Genomic DNA, 23,886 nt, shown 5'->3' with positions numbered 1-23,886 from the left:
GATGTGATTGCGTGGTGTACCAAGGCGACCACTCCGCAGCGTTCGAGTTCGGCCGAATGCGGAACCGAGCCTGATACGCGCGACCACTAACCAACGCGAGATTCGGTCCTGACCAGACCGGCACCTGTGGGCATTGGAATCCGCCTGAGTTGAAGCAAATGATGTCGTAGGAAATGATCGGGAACTCTGTGCCGGCAGCCGCATCGAAGATCTGCACATCAAGCGCAGAGCTTGGACTGCTAACCGTGATTCCCGTGGCTTTGGCGACGCCCAAGGTGAAGCCCCAGACAGTCCGCCCCGGTACGTAGTATGGATCGTAGGACTCGTTGGTGAAGCTCCACGTCGCCGCAGCGGCCGAAGCGGCCCGAGGGCCCTGAATCGCTGGGGTAGGAACGGCCTTCTGCCGCAGAGGCATCTGCTGCGCTTTCGCAACCTGAGCACGTCGCGCATCCAACGACATCGGCGCCTCTGGCGGCTTGGGCGACACAACCGCCGCAGCCGGCTCCGCAGGAGCGGGCACCACTGCAACAGACTTCACGCTCGCATCAGCACCAGCAGGCGCGAGCAGAGCCAGCAACAGGGCAGACAAAGGTAAGACGGCGAAACGGCGCATGATCATCCCCAGTCATGCGTTGGCCCCACGAACCCCACGTCCCCAGCCACGACCAACGCAACCACAAACACCACCACAAACACCCAGCAACGTCAACCAAGCTCTGAGTAATTGCAAGTTCCTGCAGCGATCGCCTCTGAACCGCCCGTCACTGCCGTCGGCTCGCGCGCGGGTCCGCGGTGGGCTGTTCGTGTGCGGCCGAGGAGGGCTGTCCAGTCGCGGAGGCGTCGGAGTGCCAAGGTCAGGTCGCGGTGGAAGGCCAGGGGTTCTGATGGGCCGGCGTCGTCTTGGAAGCAGAATTCCCAGAAGGTGCGGAGGGCCGAGAGCTCTTCGACGACGGCGCCGTGTTCGCGCCAGCACGGTGGGATGACCTTGTGGTCGAGGCAGTAGCGCTCCGAGGCCCAGCTGACCCAGTGTGCAAGGCGCTCCGCCTCCTCCGCCGTACTGGTCGAGTGCGGTTATCGGCACTCATGGCATGAATCAGTTCAGCTTTCGGGGCCTGTGTCCGGTTGCGCGGTGACAACGCGGTCGCGACCGGCGTTCTTGGCGGCATACATGGCTGTGTCGGCTGCTCGGCTGAGGTCGGCGACGGTCTGGCCGGTGTCTGGGTAGGTGGCTACGCCGATGGAGCAACTGAGTCCGTCGATGGTTGCGAGGCCGGTACTGGCGGTGACCTCGACGGTCAGCGCGGCGATCCGGCGGCGGATTCGCTCGGCGGTGGCGGTCGTGTCGGCGGCGGTGGTGTTCGGGAGTAGCACGGCGAACTCTTCTCCGCCGAGCCTGCCGACGAGGTCGTCGCCGCGGAGTTCGCGGCGCAGCTCGACGGCGATGGTTTTGAGGACGGTGTCGCCAGCGGCGTGGCCGTAGGCGTCGTTGACATCCTTGAAGTGGTCGAGATCCAGGTACAGCATTCCGAGCGGAGTGGTCGTGCGCTCGGCCCGCTCGAGTTCCTTACCGGCCAACTGGTACCAGAACACCTGATTCGCCAGCCCCGTGAGCGGATCGTTTTGGGACGCGTCCTGGAACTGTCCGACCAGGAGCGCGCGGTGCAGCCCGAGCACGGTGAGCAGCAGCATGACCAGTGCCCAGGGCTCGCTGGCCAGCACGACGGCGATCGCGACCCCGAGCCCGAGAGCACCGGCCACGATGAATTGGTCCGACAATCGCCCGAGCGCCTTGCTGGCCCGACCAGTGGGGTTGGACAGCATGACCGCGCCGACGACGAGGGCGTAGTTCACGAACCAGTACGCCAGACCTGCGGCACTGGCTGCGACGAGGCCGATCGGGCCGTGCGGATAGCCGGGGTAGGTCAGCGGGCTGATTGCTGCCAGGCACAAGGCACCGAGGGCGCCGGCCAAGATGACGGTGGCCGCGGAGAAGCACCACCGGTACGGCGGGACGCGGCGCAGCCGGAACCATGAATGGATGTACGTCGAGGCGATGAGAACAACAGCCAGCGGAGGCGGCAGAACCAGGATTCCGGCGAATGTCCACATCCCTTTGAGGTTCACGTAGGGCACGCCTTCAGCCACAACCTCCCGCAATCGCTCGATCCGGCGGGCACCTTCGATATGCACCGCGGAACCGGCCGCGAGGATCGCGAGCCAGATCCAGTGACGGCCGGTGACGTCAACCAGTCTGAGCGTGGCGATGATCGTGACGAGGGCGATCAGGTCGACGGCGAGGACGTAGCTAATCACGACCCGAGGTGCCGACCACAGGTTCCAGCGGGCAGGTGACCATGCGGCATCGGTTCGCCTGCGATTCCTGCGTCTGAGTACCCAATACCGGATACTCGGCATGAAAGCCCCCCAACCTCACTGTGTCCCCAGAGTTCAGGGTAGCTGCCGCGTCACCCATTGTCAGCGGCAGGGCCCACCTCCTGAGGGGCTCCCCGGATGCCGGGAAGGAGGTGCGTCGCGATGCGTAACAACGACTGGCACTGACCGATCCGCAGCCCGGCCCGGCACGGTGGCCGCGCACCACATTTGCAACGATCGGCGCCCGCAGCGGGTAGCCGTCGGAGCAACCAACCAGGACCGGCGTCGGCGCTCACTTCGTGCTTGACGCGGTAGTCACCGTTGTTCAGGCGACGGACCTGGCCGCCGCCCGCTCCACGCTGCCCTGCGGCGTCCGGGTCACGAGCTAGGGCATTGCGGGCATCTTCGACTCATTGGGGGTTACCTACCGTTTGCTCGTGTACCAGGTTCGCGGTGGGCTGTTCGTGTGCAGCCGAGGAGGGCTGTCCAGTCGCGGAGGCGTCGGAGCGCGAGGGTCAGGTCGCGGTGGAAGGCCAGGGGTTCTGATGGGCCGGCGTCATCTTGGAAGCAGGACTCCCAGAACGTGCGGAGGGCCGAGAGTTCTTCGACGACGGCGCCGTGTTCGCGCCAGCACGGTGGGATGACCTTGTGGTCGAGGCCGTAGCGGTCCGAGGCCCAGCTGACCCAGTGTGCGAGACGCTCCGCCTCCTCCGCCGTACTGGTGGGATCCAGGTCTCGCCAGCAGATGACGTATGGATCGGCGGATGGAAGGTCGAAGGCGCGATCGAATTCCTCACGGTGCTTCATGGGAGGTCGGTTGCTCGGGCGATGCTCAGGCGGATGGCGTCGGCGTCTGTGCGGGCTGTCCAGGGGGTCATGTTCAGGAAGATGGGTGGGGCGGTGCGGGCCAGTAGTACGCCTGTGCCGAAGGGGAGGGTGCGGATGACGTCGGGCGGGAGGATGGGGAGGCGGCGGGTGCTGGTGGAGGTGGTGCGACCGCCGTCGGGGCCTCGGCTCCAGTTGCGGATTTCTTCGTCGCGTTCGCCGCAGACGGCGGCGAGGTCTTGGAGGTCTCGGGGTTGGGCTGAGCCGCCGAGGATGAGGCGGAGGGTGGCGGCGTCCCACATGGCTGCGGCAGCTTGTTCACCCCAGCGTTCGCGGGCCTGGGCGAGGGACTGGATGACCACGTGGGTGGAGATGCCAGAGCCACCGCCGTCGGCCATGAGGGATGGCAGGGACGGTACGGCGCAGAGGTTGGCGATCTCGTCGAGGACAAGGGCCAGGGGTGGTTCGAGGCGGCCGCCGGGGTTGTGGGCGGCCATCTGCCGGGCCGATTCGGTGATGTCTTCGAGGAGTGCGGCGATGAACGCCGAGGTGGCCGAGGCACCGGCTCCGGTGCCAAGGAGGTAGATGGTGCCTCGTTGACGGATGAACTCGGCCGGGTCCAGGCCCTCTCCCTCGGGTGGGTCGAAGGATCGGCGTACGGCGGGGTCAGCCAGGGCGGACAGGGCGGAGCGGACGCCGGCCCAGATGGCGTCCCGGGTACGGCCGTCCATGCGGACGATGCCGTCGAGCGTGTCACCCCAGCCTTCGGCGGCGTCGTCTGAGCGGTTGAGGATGCCGACGGCTTCGATGGCGGAGGCGGGCTCGAGGCTCCAGCGGTAGAGCTGGCCGATCCCAGTGTCGTCGAGAGCGGCGGCGTGGAGAAGCCCGCGAAGCGCCATCTCGGTTTGACCGTGCCAGAACGCCGCGTCGCTGACGTTGCCTTTGGCAAAGCCGGCACCCGCCGCGAGACCCGCGGCCCGGATCATCGCGGTGGTGGGATTCTCGCAACCCCGGACCGGTGACCAGCGGATGCCTTCGGCTCGACCGAGTCCCTGTGGGTCGAAGACCGCGACGGGACCGATGGCTCGGCGCAGCTCGAGCGTGGCGGCGAGGTTGTCGGGACGGGTAGAGGTGGTGACGACGGCGCCGGGTGCGTCGATGATCGCGCCGATGATCTGATGCAGGCCCTTGCCGGAGCGTGGTGGGCCGACGTCGATTCTTGAGTCTTCGACCGATGCCCAGCATTCGCAGCCGCGAGAGTGCCCCAGCAGTGTGCCGACCTCGTACGGCGACCGGCTGGGTGTTTGCGGTCGGGCGGTGCGGCCGCGGCGTACCGCCTGACTCCTGCCGACCGCGGCTTCGATTTCGCCACGAGTCGCGAGGCCCGGACGCCCAGCCAGCGCTCGACCGCGATGGGCAGCAGTGGCCTTGCGGTTCTGCCAGAGGTACATGACGATGTAGGAGAGGCCGAGTGGGACCGCCAGCAGTACAGCGAAGATAGCCCAGTACACCGTCGGTGGCAGCTCCGACGACGTCAGCCCGAACGCGGCGGCTGGGTCGTCGGGATGGAGGGGTGCGCGCAGTGCGTCGATCCACGGCGAGGTGACCCACTCCCCCGTGGTGAGCATGCTCGCGACGCCGCCGGCCAGGTACAGGACGCCCGCGAAGGCGAAGAGGATCGAGCCCGCGATGAAGATGGTGTCGGTCAGGTCGTGCCCGGATCGCTGGTTCACCGCGCTACATCCTGGCGTCGGTGTCGAAGAGCTCAACCTCACGAGCGTGACGGACGAGCTGTACTACGAACGATCGGCTCGGAAGCCGCCACAGCGCACGGCCTTTCGGGAGTTTGGCGATCGTGGCGATCTCCACGTCGGTTAGTCCGAGCAGGCTCGCGGTGCGTGCGAGCTGGTCGGATTCCTGGCGGAGCATGATCCGTGTCGAGCAGTCGGCCAGGAGGCCCTCGGCGAGTGCCCGTGCTTCGGAGCCCACATCGCCCACGGCTGCCAGGTCGGACAGGCGGTGAACGATGAGGATGTTTGAGACGCCCCATGCACGGGACAGCTTCCACTGTTCCTGCATGCGCCGCAGCAGCGCTGGATCACGCATCACGCGCCAGCCTTCGTCGTACACGATGAACCTGTTGCCACCGGCGGGATCGGCGACGGCGGCTTCGAGCCACGACGATGCGCAGGCGAGGGTGAGGCGGAGTGCCTGGTCGTTGCCGCCGCTGCTCAGCCAGGACGAGTCCAAGGTGACCATCGGCAGAGACGGATCGAACGAGGTGGTCGAGGGACCATCGAACATCCCGGACAGATCGCCATGGACCAGGCGGCGGATCGCATGGGCCACCTCGCGACCGTCCGAGACCAGCGCCGCAGTCCGCAGACCGGCCCGCTCGGCCCGATCGGAATCCGGCGTGAAGAGCGCCACGACAACGTCCGGGATAGTCGGCACGCTGACCTGAAAGCAAGCCGTCTCAAGGGCCAGGTCTAGTGCAGTGTGCTCGATCGCAGCCAGTCCCCGGCCAAGAGTCGACTCCGCCAGAGTGCCGAGCAGGGCGCGTCGGCGGGACCAGACGATTCGGTTCCACTCGTCATCATCGATCGTTTGCGGCTGCCGGCCCGCGTCGAGCGGGTTCAGGCGAGTCGGCAGACCAGGTCCGAGCTTGATAGTCGAACCGCCCATCGCCTCGGCAACCGCGGTCCACTCCCCCTTCGGATCACACGGAACATAGGCCTTGTGCCCCAGTGCGAGCGAGCGCGTGATCAGCGCCTTCGCCGTTGACGACTTGCCACTGCCGATCACCCCTGCCAGCAGGATGTTCGGATTCGTGATGACTCTGTCCTGGTAGAGCACCCAGGGGTCATAGACAAACGAGCCGCCGCTGAAGACGTCGGATCCGATATAGGTGCCGTCCGCTCCGAGCCCGCCTTCAGCCAGGAACGGATACGCGGCCTGCAGGATCCGGGTGGTCGCCCGGTGCTTGTCCACCAGCAGACGAGTCGCTCTACCGGACACAGTCTCCAGCGAACGCGCACTCGGCTTGGACCCAGCTGAGCGTGCGATACGTCGCGGCTGTCGGTTGGCCCGTCGCGTGGCGCGGTCGACGCCCTCGAGTTCGTAGTATGCCGATTGCTGCTTCATCACAGTCCGATCCCGAACGGTAGAGCCGCGGCCATGAAACCCTCGAGCTGCTGACCGACCAGCCGCCGTACGTCGAGGAGAGCCTGCGTGGCGGCGATCTCGATCGCCATGCACGCGTCGTCGAGTGCCTCCTCGTTGTCGCCGGACACGACGAGCAGCCCCAGCCAGCGGACGTCGCCGTGGCCTGCGGCCAGGTCGCGTTCGCGCTGAGCCACGTCGGCGTCGAGTTGGCGGTCCTCCTCGGTCTCCAACTGCCCGATCCTGGATCGGGTCGCGCGGTCGGTGACCCGCTCGACCTGGTGCCGGCGGGCATCTCGTAGCGCCTTCGCCATGGGGATCGGCTGCAGCACCAGACTGAACGTTCGTCTGATTCCAGGCTTCAGCAGCAATGGGCTGAGGAACGCCGGGTTCGCCCGGACCCGCGGCCACTCGGTGACGACGTACACGCGGTGAAACGACGAGTCGGTGCGCAGCTGGTCCCAGTCCTCGTCGACCGCCAGCGGCCCCGCCTCCGACGCGTCGAAGTCCTGCGTCGACGGAATGGTCCGTGTCGCGGCAGGATCGAACGCCACTCGCAGACTCATCGCCAGCTCCTTCGCGCTCAGCCAGCAACCGGCCACCCCAGCGGCGGCGAGCGAGGTCTGGAACGCGCGGGCCTCCGATTCCAGTACGACGGTTGCCCCGGCGATGCCGCCTCCGTGCTTGCGGACTTCACGCCCGACCGCGTCCAGGCTGATAGCAAAGCTGAACAAGGTCTCGTGCCGCGCGGCCGCTGGTGCCGCCTGCCGGAGCAGGTCTGTGTAGATCGCTCCGGCTGGGGTCTTGCCGTCGAGTTTGCGTGCTTTGGCCCAGGCAGTGAGTTCGTCACCGGGATCAGGCAGGGTGCGCTCAAGAACCTGTGCCCGCGCGATCCGGTTGCTCTGGCACAAGCCGGCGACGAGTTGCCCGTACGCCGTCACCCGCCGGTCCTGCTCGTCGGCGTTTTGTAGGAGATGTGCCGGCCCTTCGAGCTTCGCCACCGCAATCAAGCGGCGCCGCCGTGGGTCGTGCACCACTCCGACGCCTGCGCTCGTCGTCAGGATTCTCAACGCACCGCCGTCACCGGGCAGTTGCAGTCGTCCGTGCTGCCGCGGCTTGGTCACGTCGGCCCGGTACGAGCGTCGCCGTACGAGATGCATCGCGCGCAACATCAGCCAGCGGTACAGCGGCACGTGCTCAGCCCGCAGAAACACGACGGCCAGGCAGCTCGACGCCGTGAACAGAGAGGCCATCATCGGGGCCATCGGCAACTGGTTGACGAAGGCCAACGTCACTGTGACCACGGCGAGAAGCAACAGGCCTACCTGGACTGGTCGAAGCCCCAGCAATACGGCGTTTCGTTCGGGGCGCGGGAAGCGCGTGGACAGAGGGCTGCTCATTGCTGGTTCCCTCCTTGGGTATCGGTGTTGCCGGCGGCATCCGACTGTTCGGCCGGTTGGCTAGCCGTGACCGAGACTTGGCTGGTCGCCACGGCAGTTGCCGAGGTCCCGCCGCTACTGCTCTGAGTCGGCTCGGGAGGTGGCGTGTTGCCGTTGTTGTCGATGACAACCACCTCGGCGCCAGGCGACACACTGAGGTCCGACTTCTCCGGCGCATCGCCACCGTCGCCGCCATCGCCGGAATCGAGATCGCCTCCGACCACCGGCGACGAATCTCCGCCTCCGCTCGAACCACCGAAGTGATGTGCAGCCCAGCCATAGCCCTGCTCGGCCCGCTGCTTGAGCGCGGTCGCACCGGTCGCTCCCTGCTGGAACAGATGAGTTGCCTCCGATGCGTGATCACCCGCCCAATGAATGAACGAGAACGTCGCCAGCGGAGCGAAGGCAGCCATAGCGAACAGCAGGATCCCCGCCAGGAACGTCCCGAGGCCGGCCTCACCGGCTGCGTCCGTGTTGCCGATTGCCGACAGGCCGAGGGTAAAGATCAAGGCCATCGCGATCTTCGAGAACAGCAACGCGCCGACGATCTCGATCCACCGTCGCATCCAGTGCCGCGTCGCCGACCAGGTCCAGCTCGCCATCGCGATCGGGGCGAAGACCACGAAGGCCACCAGAGCCACCTCCCGAACCAGCATCACGAAGTACAAGGAGATAGCCGCGAGAAGTCCCAGGATGACGGCGATCAGCACAGAGCCTCCGAGCGTCGGGACCGCCTGCAACGCCGTGATCGTCGTCAGGCGCTTGATCGCCTCCGCCGTTGCGGCGTTCCCGCCGAGGATTCCGACCGAGATCTGGTCGACCACGCTGCCCAGACCCGCGATGACAGCGACCGAGAACGGCACACCCGCCGTACCGATCAGCGCACCGACCACCGCGTGCCCCAGCCGCCCCGGCTCACGACGTACAGCGGCCGACACGCACTGAATCACGAACAGGCAGACCAGGATCGGCAGCGAGATCGCCACCATCAGGTCAAGGTTCTCCCGCCACCACGCCTGATCGAACCGCGGCGACGTGCTGTTGCTGAACGACTCGAACACCCATCCCGTCAGCTCGGTCAAACCCTTCGCCATCCACCGCAGAAACGACTGCCACATCGACTGAGCCGCCGCATCGGCAGCACCCTGCGCCGCGCAGACGCTCGGGTTCACCAGGCACTGAAGCCAGTTGTCCATCCCGACCTCCGATCAGGCGATGGTGATGCCACTGAAGAAGCGGATGATGCCGTTGGCCGAGCTGATCAAGATCGCCGCACCAACCGCGATCAGGCAGCCGAACTTGCCTTTGCTCGCGTAGCCGGCGTTGCCGTTGATGCTGCCCGTCCCCCAGGCCGCGGCCGAGATGACGAACACCGCGACACAGACAGCGAGGCCGAACGGAAGCAGTGCGCCGATCATGTGCTGAAGCGCCGGCAGGCCGGGCAGCCCGTCGGTGTTCGGTTGGATGCCAGGATCTGCGGTAATGATGAAGCTGGACACGTGGATTCCTTCGTTGATCAAGAGGAGGAGGGGTAGACCGGCGGCGCCCAGCCCAGGTAGGTCGCGCCCCACTTCGACTCGATGAGTTCGAACCGGACGCGGTACACACCGCCTTCGCCAGAGACGCTGTCGCCGATGTCGTTGGACACGATCTGGCCGTCACCGATGTGTACGGCGACGTGGCCGTACGGTCCACCGGTGTCCCAGAACAGCAGCGCTCCGACCGGCGGCTGCCGGTCATCTCGGTGCGCGTTGCCGGTCTGGAGCATCTGGCGCCACTGCACGGCCGCTGAGTAGTACCCGGAGTGCGGGCGGCCCCAGATGTTGGCCGCGAGGCGGGCGCACAGCTGGTAGTAGCCGTGACTCCCCACCAGCCGCAGCGCCCGCGCCACCGCCTCATCCGCGCCCGGCAAAGCGCCTGTACTCGCAGGCGGCGCCTGGCACTCAGCCGGCAACGACTCGGTAGGCGTCACGACGCAGGTGTCGTCGGCACGGGCCGCGATGGCCAGTGGCGCCATCAGTCCGATCCCACTGGCCAGCAGCGCGCTTGCCAGTGTCAGCTTGATGATCACAGCGACGTTTGGGCCGACGCCGACCAGAACTTGCAGGTGTAGACGCAGACCACGCTGACAGCCAGCGACCGGTCGATCGTCCTACTTTCCTTGCCGAACTCGACGGTCTGTTTGCCGCGGACGACGTACGCCTGCCAGCCCTGCGGGAGCCCATGCGTGTTCCGGAGCTTGTCCAGCTCCGGTGTGGTTTCCGCGTTGATCTCCAGCGCGTTGGCCCGAGCCTTCTGGAGGACGAGCTGCCTCCACTCGGCGAGTCCGGGCAGAAGACTGCGCGCGATGGCACCACCGGAACCGCCGGCGTCGGGGAACATGCTGACGGCGTTCTCCCAGTCGACGTAGCTGTGCTTGGACGCGTCGTACGTCCAGATCGCCCGCGCGAACTCGATCGCGTACTCACGCGAGTCAGCGGTGACCGGCACCTTCCACTCCTGCAACGGCGCCCGCGTCACCTGGACGTTGTCGCCCGGAACCGACGGGCCAACCGCCGTACCGGGTGTCCGTCGGCCGCAGCCGGCCAGCAGCACGACCAGCGCCGTACAGACAACGAGTGCCGCGGGGATCACGATCCTGGACCGGATCGACTTGTTCATGCGTGTTCCTCTCTTGGGGACTCGAGTACGGCGCAGCCAGGCGAATCCGAGCGCGGTCAGTGGCGGCGGGATGATCCGCAGACCGCCGAAGACGTGCAGGAAGAACCTGAGCTGCGCGCGGTAGTACCGAACGAGCCAGTGATGGCGAGGTACAGCTGGGTAGTTGTGCGTCATGCCGGGCTTCAACGGATGAGCCCGGAACTTTTTCCGTCAGGCGGCTCGCAGGAACCCCACGCCGACCAGTCGGCGGCGACCGAGGGCCCCTCTAAGCCCGAAAAACCGCAGGTCACGGCCGGACGCGGCCCAAATCCAGCGACGGACATCTGGATCCGCGAAGACCTGCCCCGGCGGCTGCCCGGAGGCGAGCCTGGCCAGCGCTGACCGGCCGGCGGCACCGCCACGCAGTAGCCAGCTGAAGGCTTCGGCCTGCTCCTTGGACGCGCCGACCCGTCGTAGACGGACCACGATGGCCGCGCGCTGGTACGACGTACCGTCGGCCGCCGCGGCAATCAGCAGCCGGGCGACCGCCGGCGCCATGCCCTGTCGGGCGAGCTCCTCCACGATCTGATCCAGATGGCCACCCAGCAGTGGCCTCGGCAACGCCTCTGGTTCTGGAAGTGGAGTCGTCAGCGGATGTTGCCGCCGGCGATGGACCTCCGCACGCAGTACGTCGGTCAGCCGCCACCGGACGAAGTTCGCGAGATAGCCCCACGTGACTCCGCCCGGCGGTACGACCACCGCCAGCTCGTGGCACCGCTCCCAGGCGATCAGCCGAGCAAGCTGCGCCGCCTCGTCATCGCCGAGAGCGATCCGGATCCTGCTCGGTAGCAGGGACACGATCCGCTCCTCGATCCCCTCAGCCAGCCGGCTCGACGGACCCTCCGCCCAGCCCGACCTGGCTGCGTCGCTGATAAGGACCTCCAACTCCACGTTCATCGGTGACTCCGTCCTGGGGAAGGAGAAGCGGATCGCTCCGGCTCCTCGTCGTACCGCCGTGCCACCAATCTGCTGCCCACAGCCCGATCCCAGAACCCGGATTTACTAGATCAAGGAGTCCTGGAATTAGCAGGCCCCTCATCCAGGACCCCGCCGTCCCAACCACCGCGCTTGCGTCCCGTCGAGCGCCTCACCGCAGGTGTCAGCACCTCCCGCGTCACGACAGCGACCTCAAGGTCCAGGCGCTCCGACAGGCGCCCAATCTGAGCCGCGACCTGTGCCGACGGCAACTTCCTCACGAACGGCGCAACAGCACGCAACGCGTTGACCTGACCACTCACGTGATCCAGGACCGGCTCCCACTTCGCCAACTCGACGTTGATCGCGAACTCCGCCAACGGACCAGCAGAGTCCAGGCACTCCTGCAGCCGTCGCGGCGACCGTTGGAACAGCTCTGCCACGTCCAGGCCGTCCGGCAGCACCGCCGCCTCGACCGCGCCGAACACCTCGTCCAGCGCCTTCAGGCTGCGTACCGCGCCTAGCCGGCCACCCAGGTCGGGATCGAACGCGACCACGATCTTGTTGCCTGGCGCAAGCTGTCGGATCGCCGATGCGTGCTCACGAGTGACCGCCGTACCGCAGGTCGCGACACCCGCCCACCGGCTCCCCAACTGATCCACCGCGAGGGCATCCATCACACCCTCAACCAAGACCGGCATCGCCCCACGCAACAATTTCCCGCGCTGCGCCAGCAGACCGACTGTAGCCTCCGATTTGCGGTACAGCTCTGTCGTCGGACTGTTCAGGTATCGCACCAAGCCGCTTCGAGCACGACCGACGAACCCGGCAAGCTCCAAGTCTGGGTTCTCGGCCGCGAACATGATCCGGTCACGAAACCGGTCGACGAGGTACCCGTTCATCGTCGGTGCCGACAGACCGGCCGCCATCAGACTCTCCTCGGCGAACCCCGACTTCCGCAGATGATCGGTCAACGCCGTCCAACTGTCTGGCGCATACCCGATCCCCCATGCAGGGTCAGTCAGAGCCATGCCCAGGCCACGATCACGCAAATGTCTTGCCGCCCAACCGTCCTGCCTGGCGTTCAGTTGCCGTTGATAGAACTCCCACGCGTGCCGATTGAGCTCCAGCGTCACCTTCTTCACGGCTCAGCCCAACCCCGGTCCCCGGGCCGGCGGATTCAGGTCCCCAACCAGCTGATCGTCAGCACCCTTCGACGTCACGACTGATCGCGGCCCCGACAAGATCTCGACCAACTGGCCCTTGGTGCCCTCGTGCATGACCGCCGTTGAGATCGGCATCGACAGCTGAGCTGCGCGGACGCGATCGAAGAACAACGCGAGATCAAACACGCAACCCGCGGTCTGATTGCGCGCCGCATCCTCCCCGGTCAGTACGACGATCACCTTGTCCGACCGAGACCACCGCCGTACAAGCCGCGCCTGCGCCGTCGACAAGGTGCCCTCGCAGACGGGAATCCCCACCCATTTCCCACCCGTCTCCCGGCTCAAGTTCGTCACCGCGATCGCGTCCATCGGATCATTCACGATCACCGGGACCGCGCCCTGCGTGAGCAGGTCCAACTGCTCCTCAAGACCCACCAGGACGTTCGACGGCCGATGAATCGCATTAGCCGGAGTCACCGGCCCCGCGTGACCATCCTCGCGAATGCCGACGAACCCGACCGGCGACAGCCGGTCATCACGCGCCACCAGCATCAACTGATCCCGATGCCGATCAACCGCGTCACCACCCGCCGACCACTCGACCAGCCCGGCCTTGACCATCGTCGCGTAGCTGACGCCGTCGCCCCGAAGATGGTCAGCCAGCCTCGTCGAAGCATCCGGCGCGTACCCGACCTTCCAATCCGCGCTGACCGTCAGCACGGACTCGGCCCCTCGCGCCTTCAAGTACTCCACCGGCCAGCCACCCGTTGCCCCAAGCAACTCACGGCGAAAGAACTTCGCCGCCGCCATATTCGCCGCGAGCAACCGTCGGCGTTCCTCCGCCGACACCACAAAACCCGGATCGTTCACCACTACCTCCGCAAGCTGTCGTCGAAACTGACAGCCCTGAAGGTGCTCGCTCACTCGCCCCGGCAGAACCCGGAATCACAGAACCAGGACCCCTGCAGGTCTCAGATCAGGGAAGCTCCACAACAGGCGCTTCCTCGTAGTCAAGAGCCTCACTCCGAGCCGGGCTACGTGGCCGCCTGCCACCAATCGGCCGAACGACGGGATCCTGCTCCGTCCATTCAAAGCCGAGCCCACCAGATCGAGCCAGCTGCTCGCCCGCAGAGTCGATCGCCTCGTCCAGCAACGCGATCAACCGTGCAATCGACCACACCGCCGATGCAGGGCCGTGCCTTCGCTCAGGTCCTGAGAACCGCTCGCCACCCGAATCGTTGTCCACGACAACAAACGTCGCCTGGCACGAACCCATCCGGAACCCGGATCTGCCAATCCAGGACCCCTACCTCCCGAGCTGCTGCCCGTGCTCGAGCTCATACCCCTCGAGCTCAACCGCAGGACGAGCGACCCCGCCCCGCCGTGAGGCTGCGTTGACGTGATGCTCGACAGCATCGATCAGCCGCCCTGCCACGCTCACCACATGCCCGCCCACAGTCCCGACCACGCGCGCCGACGGCCTAGTCCCCAACACGCTCGACACCGCGATCAACCTCTCCGAAGTCTTCGCCCAGGCGGCCAGGCGGCGAAGTCGCAGCTGCTCCTGAGGTTGCCACGGATCCAGCAGGTCTCTACGGACGGAGTCGAAATCGGCCGCGGCAAAGCAACCAACGGCGACTGCGGCTCTGATGCCGTGCAAGGTCCGTGGACCCATGAGTCCAGATCGTCCCCCACGTCCCCAACGGCAGCGATTCCCGACTCATGCGCCCTCCTTGCATCGCACCCCTAACAGAGGTGACGTGAGGCACGCTCAACGTCTCAGCCTTGCGGTTTTGGCTCTCCAGAAACGCGACGGATGTCCGCTGCAAGTGCGTCAGGGTTCGTGATCCCTACATATCCGGCAGTGGACTGCCAGAGGTTTCTGCATCAACCGAACCGGGGGCAGTCCCGTCCTCGCCCGCAGAAGCAGAGGTTCGGAAACCGCGACCTATGGTTTCCCCGGCGGCAATCGACTTTGGAGCTCATCGATCTGCTCGCCGGCGAGCTCGGGACTGTCCGGCAGGTTGGCCCGAACAGCAGAGATCGCTTCAATGAGCGCGAGGCTGTCTGCGTCTGGTGGTTCGCTGATCACCGAGTTGGCGATGTCATGATGTCGGGTAAAGAGCTGTTCGACCAACGAGTAGTAAGCCAGTACCGCCTCTAGGGCAGCAGCTTGCCTGTCCCCTTGGTCGACCAGCATGTTCACCCCAGTCTGCAGCGCGACGGAGTCGGATCCGGCAGTCACCAGCAGCCGGACCAGTGCACCGTCATTGTTAGGGACGACCCCGGAAATGGCTCCGGGAGACGGCGTGGGCTGCTGAGTGGCTGATCGGCCTTGAGCGCGCAGATCGCGGAGAAGCCCCCGCACATAGGAGGCAGTCTCGGCGCGTATCAGTATCCTCGTAAGAGATGCCAGGTCGTCCAAGCCCGTACTCAACCGCGCATCCACAAGGCTACGCGCAGCCCGGACAAGGTCACGCGGTACGCCCCCGGCCAAGCAGTGGCACAACACTAGAAAAAGGTCAGGGAATCCGGTCACACGGCGACGAAGCAGCGCCAAAGACTCAGACACCGTGAACTCTGGCAGCCATACCACTTCGTCGAACGACGTATCCACAGCCGTGCGAGTGGTAGCGATCCGACGCTCGAACTGCGCCAACGCCTCTTCCGAGACGGTCACTAGGTAGATGCAGCCCGGCACATTGAAAGTCGCCTTGATCTGATTGAGCAGACCCTCGGCTGCCTGCGCGCTAGCGATCCGGTCCATTTCATCGATAGCGACGAGCAGACCGACGCCATGTTTGTCTGGAGGCTTGGCCGCGACTGTCTGTGCAAAATTCCGGTAGCGCCGTACCAGCTCAGGCACCGTGATCGGCTGCTGCGCCAGCTGACGCGTCCGGCGCCATCCAGTCCCAACTAGCCAACGGCTCGCGGTGAGACTGCGTTCACTTTGCAGTGTCTGCAGGTAATGGATCTGTCCCAGCTCCTTGATGGCCCGCCGGGCCAGGTCCCCTGAGCCACCGCGTCCTATCTTCCGAGCGGCGATGTTGGCGCCGATGAAGCCACAGGCGATCACGAGTTTTGCGCCGGAGCTGACCGCAACGTTCAAGCCAACAGCCCGGACAATCAGGTCGGAAAGTTCCAGCGGAAGCCGTGCTGCCGGGTTGGTGCGGTCGCCCCAACTGTGCACGACGTACGCGAGTCCGACCACAAGGCACAGCGATCTGATGATAGATCTCGTGACTCGAAGCGTCACATGGCCTGCCTGCGTCCGCGCCCGGTATCGCTGACCGCCGTCGGCTGCGATCACAGCCTCACATAGCTGAGCAAACAGATCCAGCAGGAAATCACGCGGCGCATAGTCGACCGGCGCCTCTACGAACACCGAAATCGGCTTACGCAGCAGATGCTCTGTGCCTGCGGACTGCTTCCGGCGACCCGAGATCGGCTCTTGGGCCTCGGCGGCCGGCGTAGTGACCGATCCGAGGATGTGTCTGAGCAGCGTTGTCTTCCCCATTCCGCGACGCCCACTCACCGCGATTGCGGTAGCTCCAAGCTCGGTCACAAGGCTCGCGATGCGGCGCGATCCAGCGCGTTCGATCCAGCGATCCGCAGTATCGGCCGCAGCGAGCCCTTGCGCAGAGTTCGCCCATAAGCGTGTTGGAGTCGATCCGCTGACCTCGGCGTTTACCAGAATCCGAAGCTGTGGATGGAGAAGTTCCTCAACCCGCTGCCCCCAGGCGATGCAGCAATTCGCAGTCCAATTCGCAAGTCGGAGGAACGCGACTACGAAGAGCACGTTGGCGACCACCAGCAGCCCACCACCAACCAGCCCTGCACGCTCGACCGACTTCGCCGCAAGCTCTGCGATATCGCCTACAGACCTGTCTCCCTGGGCAGACCACCACCCAGACAGCGAGTAGAGCTCGGCGGACGCAACTCTGACCAGCAGTTGCGCTGCCACGAGAGCAACTCCGAGGGAGAGATAGGCAGTTCGACGTTCCTCGAGAGTCTCCCGCGCCAGCCGCCGATTGAGGCCCGACACACAACGGGACCGAACTCGCGGTGTGGCTGAAGGAACATCCGCGAACTCACGGAGCGCCTGGGCACCTGAGTAGACCGCCCTCAGCACGAGCCATGCGACCGCAAGATCGACGATCCGGGGCACAAAGAGCCCCCACTGCTTCAAGCGACTCAAGCGACGCGCCACAATCCCCCTCCGGGGCACCACCCATGTCCGACTGGTCCCATGAGCGATTGAGCCTAGGCCGTTCAGGCACCAGAAGCTTGTTGTCTGGCGCGTCGCCAACAGTCCGCACCAACCCCAGCAGGCATTGCTCGTACCTCAGGCGATGACGCGCAGGCCTGACATCGTCTCGCTGTATCAGCCAAGCCTGATCAGGAGTAAACCAAACCGGGCAGATGCATCCGACACGCAGGGAGCGCCTCAGATAAGGGTCATCCGAAGTCCACGGCTCGACCGCTCGAGCGACTGTCAGCAGTCACGACCCCAGGGCCAGCCACTCGCTGCGCTACTTCGTGCCTCAAAGGAATCCCGTTCGAGCGCAACGAGAGCTGTAACACCGGCGCCGCGACACCGATGCTCCCTGTGAGGGGATGGGGGCAGCAAACAACACCCCCGCTAGACATGGACGAACTGTCTGCACGATTCGACCTGCTCAAGCTTGAGCTCAGCGAACTACAGCAGGCTATCCGCGCTGCCGACACCATCCTGTTTCAAGTCAAGGGCCTGGCTGTCACAGTCGCTCTCGGATCAGCCGGCATAGGCCTGACCACCGACCGTCCCCTTGCCGCAGGGCTAGGCGTGATCTCAACGGCGGCATTTGCGTTAATAGACGCTCATCGGAAGGTCGTGCAGCGCCGGCTGTCGGCGAGGTCCATCGAGATAGAGATGGCCGTGGCGAGCAACAAACTCTCGGACATCCTCGCGCCCGAGAGCAGCCTCCACGTACCAGGCATGGCAACCCATCTGACACGAAGCTATCCCCGTCGTCTGAGACGGCTGCGCGACGTACTTGCTCAAGTGGCCAGGCTGCAGACAAGCACACTTTATGTAGCTCTGTTGGCCCTGTCCGTACTGGCCATCTACCTCACTTGAGATCAGACATCGTCGGGTGTGGATTGATCGCGCTTCGCCCAGACCAGAGATGCGATCCCAACAGGCCCGATCCTGGCAATGGCGAACTGCTGTAGTTCAGAAACCAACTCTGAGCTACAGCAGCCACCAATTCATGGGCAGCGGCTGCCCCGCTATCGGTCAGTCGAGCCAGTGAACGGTGCGGGCCACCTGGTGGACGGCAGCAGCCTTCGCGAGCAGAAGTTTGCGGTAGGCGACAGCCTCGGGACTGACATCCGTCAGGACCAAGGCGCCATGCCCGATCAGATGTGCGCTCGAGGTACAGGCCACATCGAGTGTCAGGGCTAGTAACTCCGGGCTGATGCCTGTCCCCCACACCGGACCTGCGTGCAGGAGATGGAGATACCCGAGCGGCGTGCTGTGGGTGACCTGACTCAGCAAAGTGTAGGCCACCTCCAACCAGCCCGGCTCGTCGAAACCGACGCCGAAATCGCGAAGCATGCTGGCGATTGGCGGCAGCGGAACGCGGTTTTTCGCGATGTCGTCCGCCGAAGCATCACGCAGTACGCCGTCCGGCGGAGCCAGCAACCTCTCGGCAACAGCTCGCTGGACCCCACTGCCGGCGAGCGTGTCGATCGTGCTCTTGCGCATGGCTCGGAATGCGTCGAAGTACTGCTTAGCGCGCGCCTTGAACTCGTCCTCGGTTACGGCGAACCGCCAGGCGAGCCGGGCTGCTTCCTCGAGCAGCATGCGCGCCGAGCAGACCGCGATTACCTCACTGCCCGGTTGGTTGTACGTCGCCAGCACGCCCTCAAGCAGCGACCGTCCACCGGAGAACGTCAGCATCTGCTGCAGGACGATTTCGCGGCGCTGCCACGGATCGAACGAGACCGCCTGCACGCCCTCGTAGAACGCTTCCGCGGCGGCGACTACGGCGTCCGCCGAGTTGAGATCCGGAAGGTACGACGCGTCGTCGATCACCGCGGCCAGCGGTCGCAGGATCGTGGTGGCGTCCGAGCGCCGGGCTTTGCCCACTTGCGCCGGTGCCTTGCGGACTCGGCTGAGGCCGTGCAAGGCAACCGCTGCGTCGCAGACCTTCTCGGCCAGCGCGACAGCCTCGTCCAGGAACGCATCCATTGCGATCTCAGCCGGCCAGACCTCGGGGACTGCAGCTGCCGAACCTAGCAGGATGCTGACAACGCCGGCAGCCGCAGCCTGCAGGAACAAGGCTTCGTGGTCGGCGCGGAGGTCAAAGGCCGGGACACCATCGCCGGTCAAGCTGCTCTGCAGTCCCAAGTAGTTTCCGTGACCAGCGTGCGCGAGGATCATCACTGCACCGCGTAGGCCAGCCATGTCGAGAAGCACGCGGCCACGGGCTTGGCGAACGATGCCCAGCTGACCGGCCAAGAAGTCGCGCAGGAGTTCGTCCTCCGAGGTCACCGGCTCGACATCGATCCAGCTGTGGGACTGACCGGTCAAATCCGCGACTCTGGGGATCGGCAACAACCACCGCGCCAACCCCATCGCATCGACGTCGGCCTTCTCGAACGATACGCAAAGCCGATTGCGCTCTTCGCGCAAGTCGCCGAGAATCCGTCGACGGCGCGCCGGTTCCTCGCCAATCCACAACCACCGGAGACCCTCGTTGAACAGACTTCTCGCCAGTGCGCCGACCACAGTTCCGGCGAAGCCCGCGCCAATCATCGACTCGGCACACGCGTAGCGCTGCCGGGCGAGCATGAACGCCTTGCCCGCGAGGAATTGCTCCGGCGGCACGTCGAGGTCATACACGATGGGCAGAGTGTCGAGGTGAAGCCGCAACTGGCGGGTCGCCGCCCGCAACCGCAGGATCTCGGCCGACTCCATCCGCCCATCCGGACGCGTCGTCACACCACTCATCGTTCAGCCAATCTTGTCATTCACGAATCCCGAACTGGGGGGAATGCACACCAAGTGTGCGCCTCGGCTTGGCTGCACCCAAGGGGGTTTCAGTCCGATGCAGCATGTACACCACCTGGACACGCCGCATCGCGTCGGCAGCAGGACGTCCGAGCCACCTACACTCTGTGAGCGGGGAGGGGCTCGCGCCAGATTGCATCAATCTGGGCTCGGCGAGTGCAAACGTATGTCTGATATCGATCATGCTGGCGTCGGCTCGGGGTCCCCAAGCTCGATGTACCTTGGCGAGGTCAGCATCACTGGGTTTAGGTCATGCTCTGACGTAGTTGTGAGGTGCCCCGACCAGCTGCTCCTGGCTGAACATAGTCGAGATCTTCGTCGGCATCATCACCCGCCAAACCATCCGCCGCGGCACCTTCACCTCCGTCGGCGACATCCACGACGCCATCCGCGACTTCATCGACGCCTACAACGACCGCGCCAAACCCCTCACCTGGACCAAGAACGCCGACACCATCCTCACCAAGATCAACCGTAAACCAACTTCAAACACGCGACACTAGCTCAGGTTTGAACCGTTCCCGCTTCGGTGGACACCTGGGGTAGCTGCCCGATTCGTCGGGAGTTTGTAGATGGGTTCGACTCGTCGTAGTTTCAGTGAGGAGTACAAGCGCGAGGCGGTGGGTTTCGTGCTTGCTGGTGGCCGGTCGGTTGCTGAGGTCGCGCGCAATATCGGTGTTCACGAGATGACGTTGGGTAGATGGGTGAAGAAAGCTAAAGACTCCGAGGAGCCGGCGGTGCCTGATGATGGCCCGTTGGGTGAGTCCGAGCGGCTGGAGCTGATCCGGTTGCGGGAACAGGCCAAGAATGACAAGGCCGCGATTGCCGAGCTGCAGATGCAGGTCGAGTTCGCGAAAAAAGTAGCGACCTGGTTCGCGAAAGGAAAGCAGTGATTTTCGCTGCTGTCGCGGATTGGGCTGATTCCGATGTTTATCCGGTGGCGTTCATGTGCGCCGAGCTGGGTGTCTCCAGGTCGGGCTACTACGCCTGGCGCAAAGCTGCCCCGTCGCAGCACCAGACCGACGACGAGGCGTTGATGGTGCTCCTGCGGCATCTGCATGCTCAGGCGCGCGGGAACCCTGGCGTGCGGCGGATGCGCGCGGAGCTGGCCGCTGCCGGGCACCGGGTCGGGCACAAGCGCGTCTACCGTCTGATGCGGCTGGCCGGGCTGCGTGGCCGGCATCCGAAGGCCTGGAAGCGAACCACGGTCCACGGCGACCATCCAGTCAACGCACCAGACCTGATCGACCGCTCGTTCACTGCTGACGAACTGAACCAGAAGTGGTGCGGAGACATCACCTACGTCAAGACCTGGACCGGCTGGGCCTACGTCGCGACCGTGATCGACCTGCATTCGCGCGCCATCATCGGCTACGCGATCGCCGACCACATGCGCACCAGCCTCGTCACCGACGCGCTCGACATGGCCATCGCGAACCGGAAACCATCGGCCGGTGTCATCTTCCATTCCGACCGCGGCACACAATACACATCCAGCGAATTCGACCGGTACTGCACAAAAGCCGGAATCCGCAGATCGCTCGGCCGGACCGGGATCTGTTACGACAATGCGGTATCCGAATCAACATTCGCGACTTACAAGAAAGAACTCATCCACACCCGGCCCTGGCCGGACCTTAAAACCCTCACGGCCGCAACAATCGACTGGGTAGATGACTACTTCAACACTATCCGCCGTCACTCCACTCTCGGATATTTGACACCCCGAGAATACGAGCTAGGGTTCAGAGAAATCAACCAACTGGCAGCCTAAACCGGCGTCCAAAAAAGCGGGAACACTCCAGTTCTCCTGCCTGCGCGACCCTCGAGCTTGAGATGCACGTTCCCGGGATCTCCATCCGATCCGATCCGCCAGCCCCGGCGGACCATCAGGCACGGGCACCGAGTGGTCCGCGGCGATCTTGGCATCCAAGCCCTAGATCACCTGGCGCAGACTCTTCATGATCTCCTTCCGCTGCTTCAGCGACGACCTGACCACTTCGGCCTAGGCCGACATCAGCGCCCAACCACTCGCCCTGCTCCTGCAGGTGACCAGCGAGACCATCGAGCGGCGCCTGCAGCCAGAGGAGAGCAGGCCGCATCGGAGCGCGAGAAAAGGTTCGTGGGAGATCTGTCGGCTTCATCAAGGCGCCAGTACAGTACTGCGCACGCGTGGCGGTTCTTCGAACTCGCCACCGCTGGGGGGGAATGTGGCTGGCCAAGTTACCAAGGCCGAGGCGTTGCAAGCACCGGTCGAGTCGGATGAGATGGAGCGGCTCTTCGTCCACGAGAAGTTCGAGGTCATCCGCGAACAGGCCACACTCTGGCTTGAAGCAGAAGACTTCAACAGCCGCGGCTACTACTGGTTAGCGCGACTCGACCGCCACGATCGCGCTTACGGGCGGGCATTCGCGAACCTCGAGACCGCCTACGCGCTCAACCCACTGAACATCGATGTCGTCACGGTCTACCTGGACGTTCTCTTCTGCGTCGACGCCTTGCGGAAGGCCTGGTTGTTCCACGACAGCCTCCCCGCCGTGATCACCGGCAACTCCCGAGTCAAGTTCGAGCTCTCCTGGCTGTACCGTACGGCGGGTTGGCCAGCTCTCGCGCGAAAGGTGTTATACGACGACCACCCGAGCTATCGCACAATGTCTTGGCACGAGCGGATGCGTTCGCAACTGGTCGTACTGACGATCGACAGGCTCACGCGTCGACGCGAGCTCCGCCAACTGAAGGCCGTTCGGTCAGCAGACCTTACCGTCGCGATCATCGACGCGCAGAGCTTCTCAACCCAAACGCAGCGCTTCCAAGCGCACGCCTCCGTCGATCAGACCATGATCGACCTGGCTCGCCGAACCGCACGGATCCGCGCAGTGGATGTACAAGGTACGCGCCTCTGGCTCCTCTGTTCGGTGATTGCGGGACTGGTCTGCACAACGAAGCTTCATCGCGACGTTCAGTATTTGGTCGCCTTGCCGATACTGGTCACGGTCACCTTCGCCATGGTCGGAGCATCGGCTTGGATATTCAATCGGATCTCGACCTACGTGCGGGCAACCCTCGCCACCAGCCTGGCGGCGCTGGTACCCGCCGGCCTTGGAGTACTAGCCCTACGTAGCACGGAGGGTGATCTACTCCACTGGCTGGCTACCTCCGTCGTCTTTGCGACAGCCGTAACCGGCGGCATAGGAGCTCTGTACTTCTTGGCGCTCGCGTTGTGGTCACTAACCGGCCGCGGGCTCTATCAGGCGAACTGCCTAGGCTGGATCGTTGGAACCCTCGCACGCATCTCCGCAGGACTGGCCGATTGCGACGAGAGAGCGAGCTGGCCGCAGCGTCGCGAGTGGATCCGTGACCTCGAAAGGGTCGCCAGACTCACCGAAACGCACCTGGCTGATCGGGTCACGTTCGCAGACGCCAATACGCGGACCTGGCTCAACGCTCACATGAGGGGTGTCGGCGAATCGATTCGCCACCTCAAGCGACATCTCGTTGCCCCGTCAAGACAGGGATGGACGACCTTCGAGCGGACCCTCCGTCAGCAACTCCACGCGTTCGCCACGGAGAACTGGCACGCTGCGCACTTCAGGAAGCCGCCCGAACCGAGCCGCCTGTCTCGCCGCGAGCGGGCACTGTCAGGCGTAAAGCTCATTGCAGGGTCGTTGGCTCCAGGGCTCATCTATCTCGCCATTGCCCCGCTGATCGGTGCCGACAAGGACGTCTTGCAGCGTGCTGCAGCGCTCAGTGGGGCGTGGCTGCTGCTCTCAGTATTACTCGCGCTGGACCCAGCGTTCAGAGAAAAGACATTGCTGGCAAAGGAGATGCTCAACACGTGGAGTCCACTCCTCAACCGCAAGACCGACAGCCAAGAGAAGCCCGCAGAGACACCTCGTTCGTAACCACAGCAGCCAGCATCGTGAACCCCGGGCCTAGACCCTGTGCGTCAGATTCTGCAGCATGGCTAGTTCGGCAGAAGGCAGTGCCAGCGTTAACAAGCAAGGTGCACGAGGTCAGCGTTCACTTCTCCGGCGCGTCGGCCAGTCCGTGAGATCGAGCACTCGCCAGCTGATCGATGATGTTATCGACTCGTACTGCTTCGGCTTCGACGTCCTACTGGGCGACGACCCGCATACCGCGCGCACGACGTATCACTCGTACCGAGGGCGGCCTGTGTATCTCCGATTGCTTAGGCACTCAGACACGAACGAACGATGACCCGAGCGCCACGGCGGTCGGCCTGGCCCCG

The 23,886-nt window shown here is 64.9% G+C and carries 20 protein-coding genes; 4 read left to right on the top strand and 16 right to left on the bottom strand.

Translation table 11 applies throughout. The features are described from left to right. Nucleotides 1-1,098 precede the first annotated feature (1,098 nt). The 14 genes from OG474_RS29450 to OG474_RS29385 all read right to left on the bottom strand — a co-directional run bounded on the left by OG474_RS29450 (nt 1,099) and on the right by OG474_RS29385 (nt 16,544). The gene (locus tag OG474_RS29450) at nt 1,099-2,313 is read right to left on the bottom strand and encodes a diguanylate cyclase (RefSeq protein ID WP_405056847.1); all 1,215 of its coding nucleotides are present in this window, start codon (nt 2,311-2,313) and stop codon (nt 1,099-1,101) included. 480 nt (nt 2,314-2,793) lie between these two features. Further along, a complete protein-coding gene (locus tag OG474_RS29445) occupies nt 2,794-3,180 on the bottom strand; it encodes a hypothetical protein (protein ID WP_405056846.1) in 387 nt (128 codons plus the stop codon). Further along, nucleotides 3,177-4,931, bottom strand: coding sequence for a type IV secretory system conjugative DNA transfer family protein (locus OG474_RS29440; protein WP_405056845.1), 1,755 nt, complete (start codon nt 4,929-4,931; stop codon nt 3,177-3,179). Before OG474_RS29440 ends, OG474_RS29445 begins: the two co-directional genes overlap by 4 nt. 4 nt (nt 4,932-4,935) lie before the next feature. Further along, nucleotides 4,936-6,216: an ATP-binding protein gene (locus OG474_RS29435; RefSeq protein WP_405056844.1), complete on the bottom strand. Its 1,281-nt coding sequence runs from the start codon at nt 6,214-6,216 to the stop codon at nt 4,936-4,938. 125 nt (nt 6,217-6,341) lie between these two features. Then, entirely contained in the window at nt 6,342-7,760 is a 1,419-nt protein-coding gene (locus OG474_RS29430; RefSeq protein ID WP_405056843.1) for an SCO6880 family protein, read from the bottom strand. Further along, nucleotides 7,757-8,995: a hypothetical protein gene (locus OG474_RS29425; protein ID WP_405056842.1), complete on the bottom strand. Its 1,239-nt coding sequence runs from the start codon at nt 8,993-8,995 to the stop codon at nt 7,757-7,759. The genes OG474_RS29430 and OG474_RS29425 overlap by 4 nt, the downstream gene beginning before the upstream one ends. Before the next feature lie 12 nt (nt 8,996-9,007). Beyond that, on the bottom strand, nt 9,008-9,298 hold the full coding sequence (locus OG474_RS29420) for a DUF6112 family protein (RefSeq protein WP_405056841.1): 291 nt from the start codon (nt 9,296-9,298) through the stop codon (nt 9,008-9,010). A gap of 17 nt (nt 9,299-9,315) precedes the next feature. Further along, complete coding sequence (locus OG474_RS29415) at nt 9,316-9,870, bottom strand: CHAP domain-containing protein (protein WP_405056840.1); 555 nt, start codon at nt 9,868-9,870, stop codon at nt 9,316-9,318. After that, entirely contained in the window at nt 9,867-10,634 is a 768-nt protein-coding gene (locus OG474_RS29410) for a hypothetical protein (protein WP_405056839.1), read from the bottom strand. The genes OG474_RS29415 and OG474_RS29410 overlap by 4 nt, the downstream gene beginning before the upstream one ends. A 36-nt stretch (nt 10,635-10,670) precedes the next feature. Beyond that, nucleotides 10,671-11,396: a hypothetical protein gene (locus OG474_RS29405; protein ID WP_405056838.1), complete on the bottom strand. Its 726-nt coding sequence runs from the start codon at nt 11,394-11,396 to the stop codon at nt 10,671-10,673. Nucleotides 11,397-11,506: 110 nt separating this feature from the next. Further along, nucleotides 11,507-12,550, bottom strand: coding sequence for a toprim domain-containing protein (locus OG474_RS29400; protein ID WP_405064627.1), 1,044 nt, complete (start codon nt 12,548-12,550; stop codon nt 11,507-11,509). A gap of 12 nt (nt 12,551-12,562) precedes the next feature. Next, nucleotides 12,563-13,450, bottom strand: coding sequence for a hypothetical protein (locus OG474_RS29395; RefSeq protein WP_405056837.1), 888 nt, complete (start codon nt 13,448-13,450; stop codon nt 12,563-12,565). A gap of 436 nt (nt 13,451-13,886) precedes the next feature. Next, nucleotides 13,887-14,255 (bottom strand): hypothetical protein, encoded by a 369-nt coding sequence (locus tag OG474_RS29390; protein ID WP_405056836.1) that lies wholly within the window; start codon nt 14,253-14,255, stop codon nt 13,887-13,889. Between the two features lie 273 nt (nt 14,256-14,528). Continuing rightward, nucleotides 14,529-16,544: a hypothetical protein gene (locus tag OG474_RS29385; protein ID WP_405056835.1), complete on the bottom strand. Its 2,016-nt coding sequence runs from the start codon at nt 16,542-16,544 to the stop codon at nt 14,529-14,531. 684 nt (nt 16,545-17,228) lie between these two features. Here OG474_RS29385 and OG474_RS29380 point away from each other — a divergent pair. After that, the gene (locus OG474_RS29380) at nt 17,229-17,699 is read left to right on the top strand and encodes a hypothetical protein (protein ID WP_405056834.1); all 471 of its coding nucleotides are present in this window, start codon (nt 17,229-17,231) and stop codon (nt 17,697-17,699) included. Between the two features lie 159 nt (nt 17,700-17,858). On the opposite strand, the gene OG474_RS29375 is transcribed toward OG474_RS29380, so the two are convergent. Both OG474_RS29375 and OG474_RS29370 read right to left on the bottom strand, forming a co-directional pair. Then, nucleotides 17,859-19,568 carry a hypothetical protein gene (locus OG474_RS29375; RefSeq protein WP_405056833.1) on the bottom strand — a complete coding sequence of 570 codons (1,710 nt, stop codon included), beginning with the start codon at nt 19,566-19,568 and terminating at the stop codon, nt 17,859-17,861. 319 nt (nt 19,569-19,887) lie between these two features. Continuing rightward, nucleotides 19,888-20,037 (bottom strand): hypothetical protein, encoded by a 150-nt coding sequence (locus tag OG474_RS29370; RefSeq protein WP_405056832.1) that lies wholly within the window; start codon nt 20,035-20,037, stop codon nt 19,888-19,890. A gap of 172 nt (nt 20,038-20,209) precedes the next feature. Here OG474_RS29370 and OG474_RS29365 point away from each other — a divergent pair, with 172 nt between their 5' ends. From OG474_RS29365 to OG474_RS29355, 3 genes are all read left to right on the top strand, one after another. Further along, entirely contained in the window at nt 20,210-20,530 is a 321-nt protein-coding gene (locus tag OG474_RS29365) for a transposase (RefSeq protein ID WP_405056219.1), read from the top strand. Continuing rightward, on the top strand, nt 20,527-21,411 hold the full coding sequence (locus OG474_RS29360) for an IS3 family transposase (RefSeq protein WP_405056218.1): 885 nt from the start codon (nt 20,527-20,529) through the stop codon (nt 21,409-21,411). The genes OG474_RS29365 and OG474_RS29360 overlap by 4 nt, the downstream gene beginning before the upstream one ends. A 274-nt stretch (nt 21,412-21,685) precedes the next feature. Continuing rightward, nucleotides 21,686-23,539 (top strand): hypothetical protein, encoded by a 1,854-nt coding sequence (locus tag OG474_RS29355; RefSeq protein WP_405056831.1) that lies wholly within the window; start codon nt 21,686-21,688, stop codon nt 23,537-23,539. Nucleotides 23,540-23,886 lie beyond the last annotated feature (347 nt).

It is taken from the genome of Kribbella sp. NBC_01505, from assembly GCF_045040285.1.
In the GTDB taxonomy this organism is placed as follows: Bacteria; Actinomycetota; Actinomycetes; order Propionibacteriales; family Kribbellaceae; genus Kribbella.
Note: the sequence above shows the minus strand (reverse complement) of the source record. Positions and strands in the feature narration are given on the sequence as shown.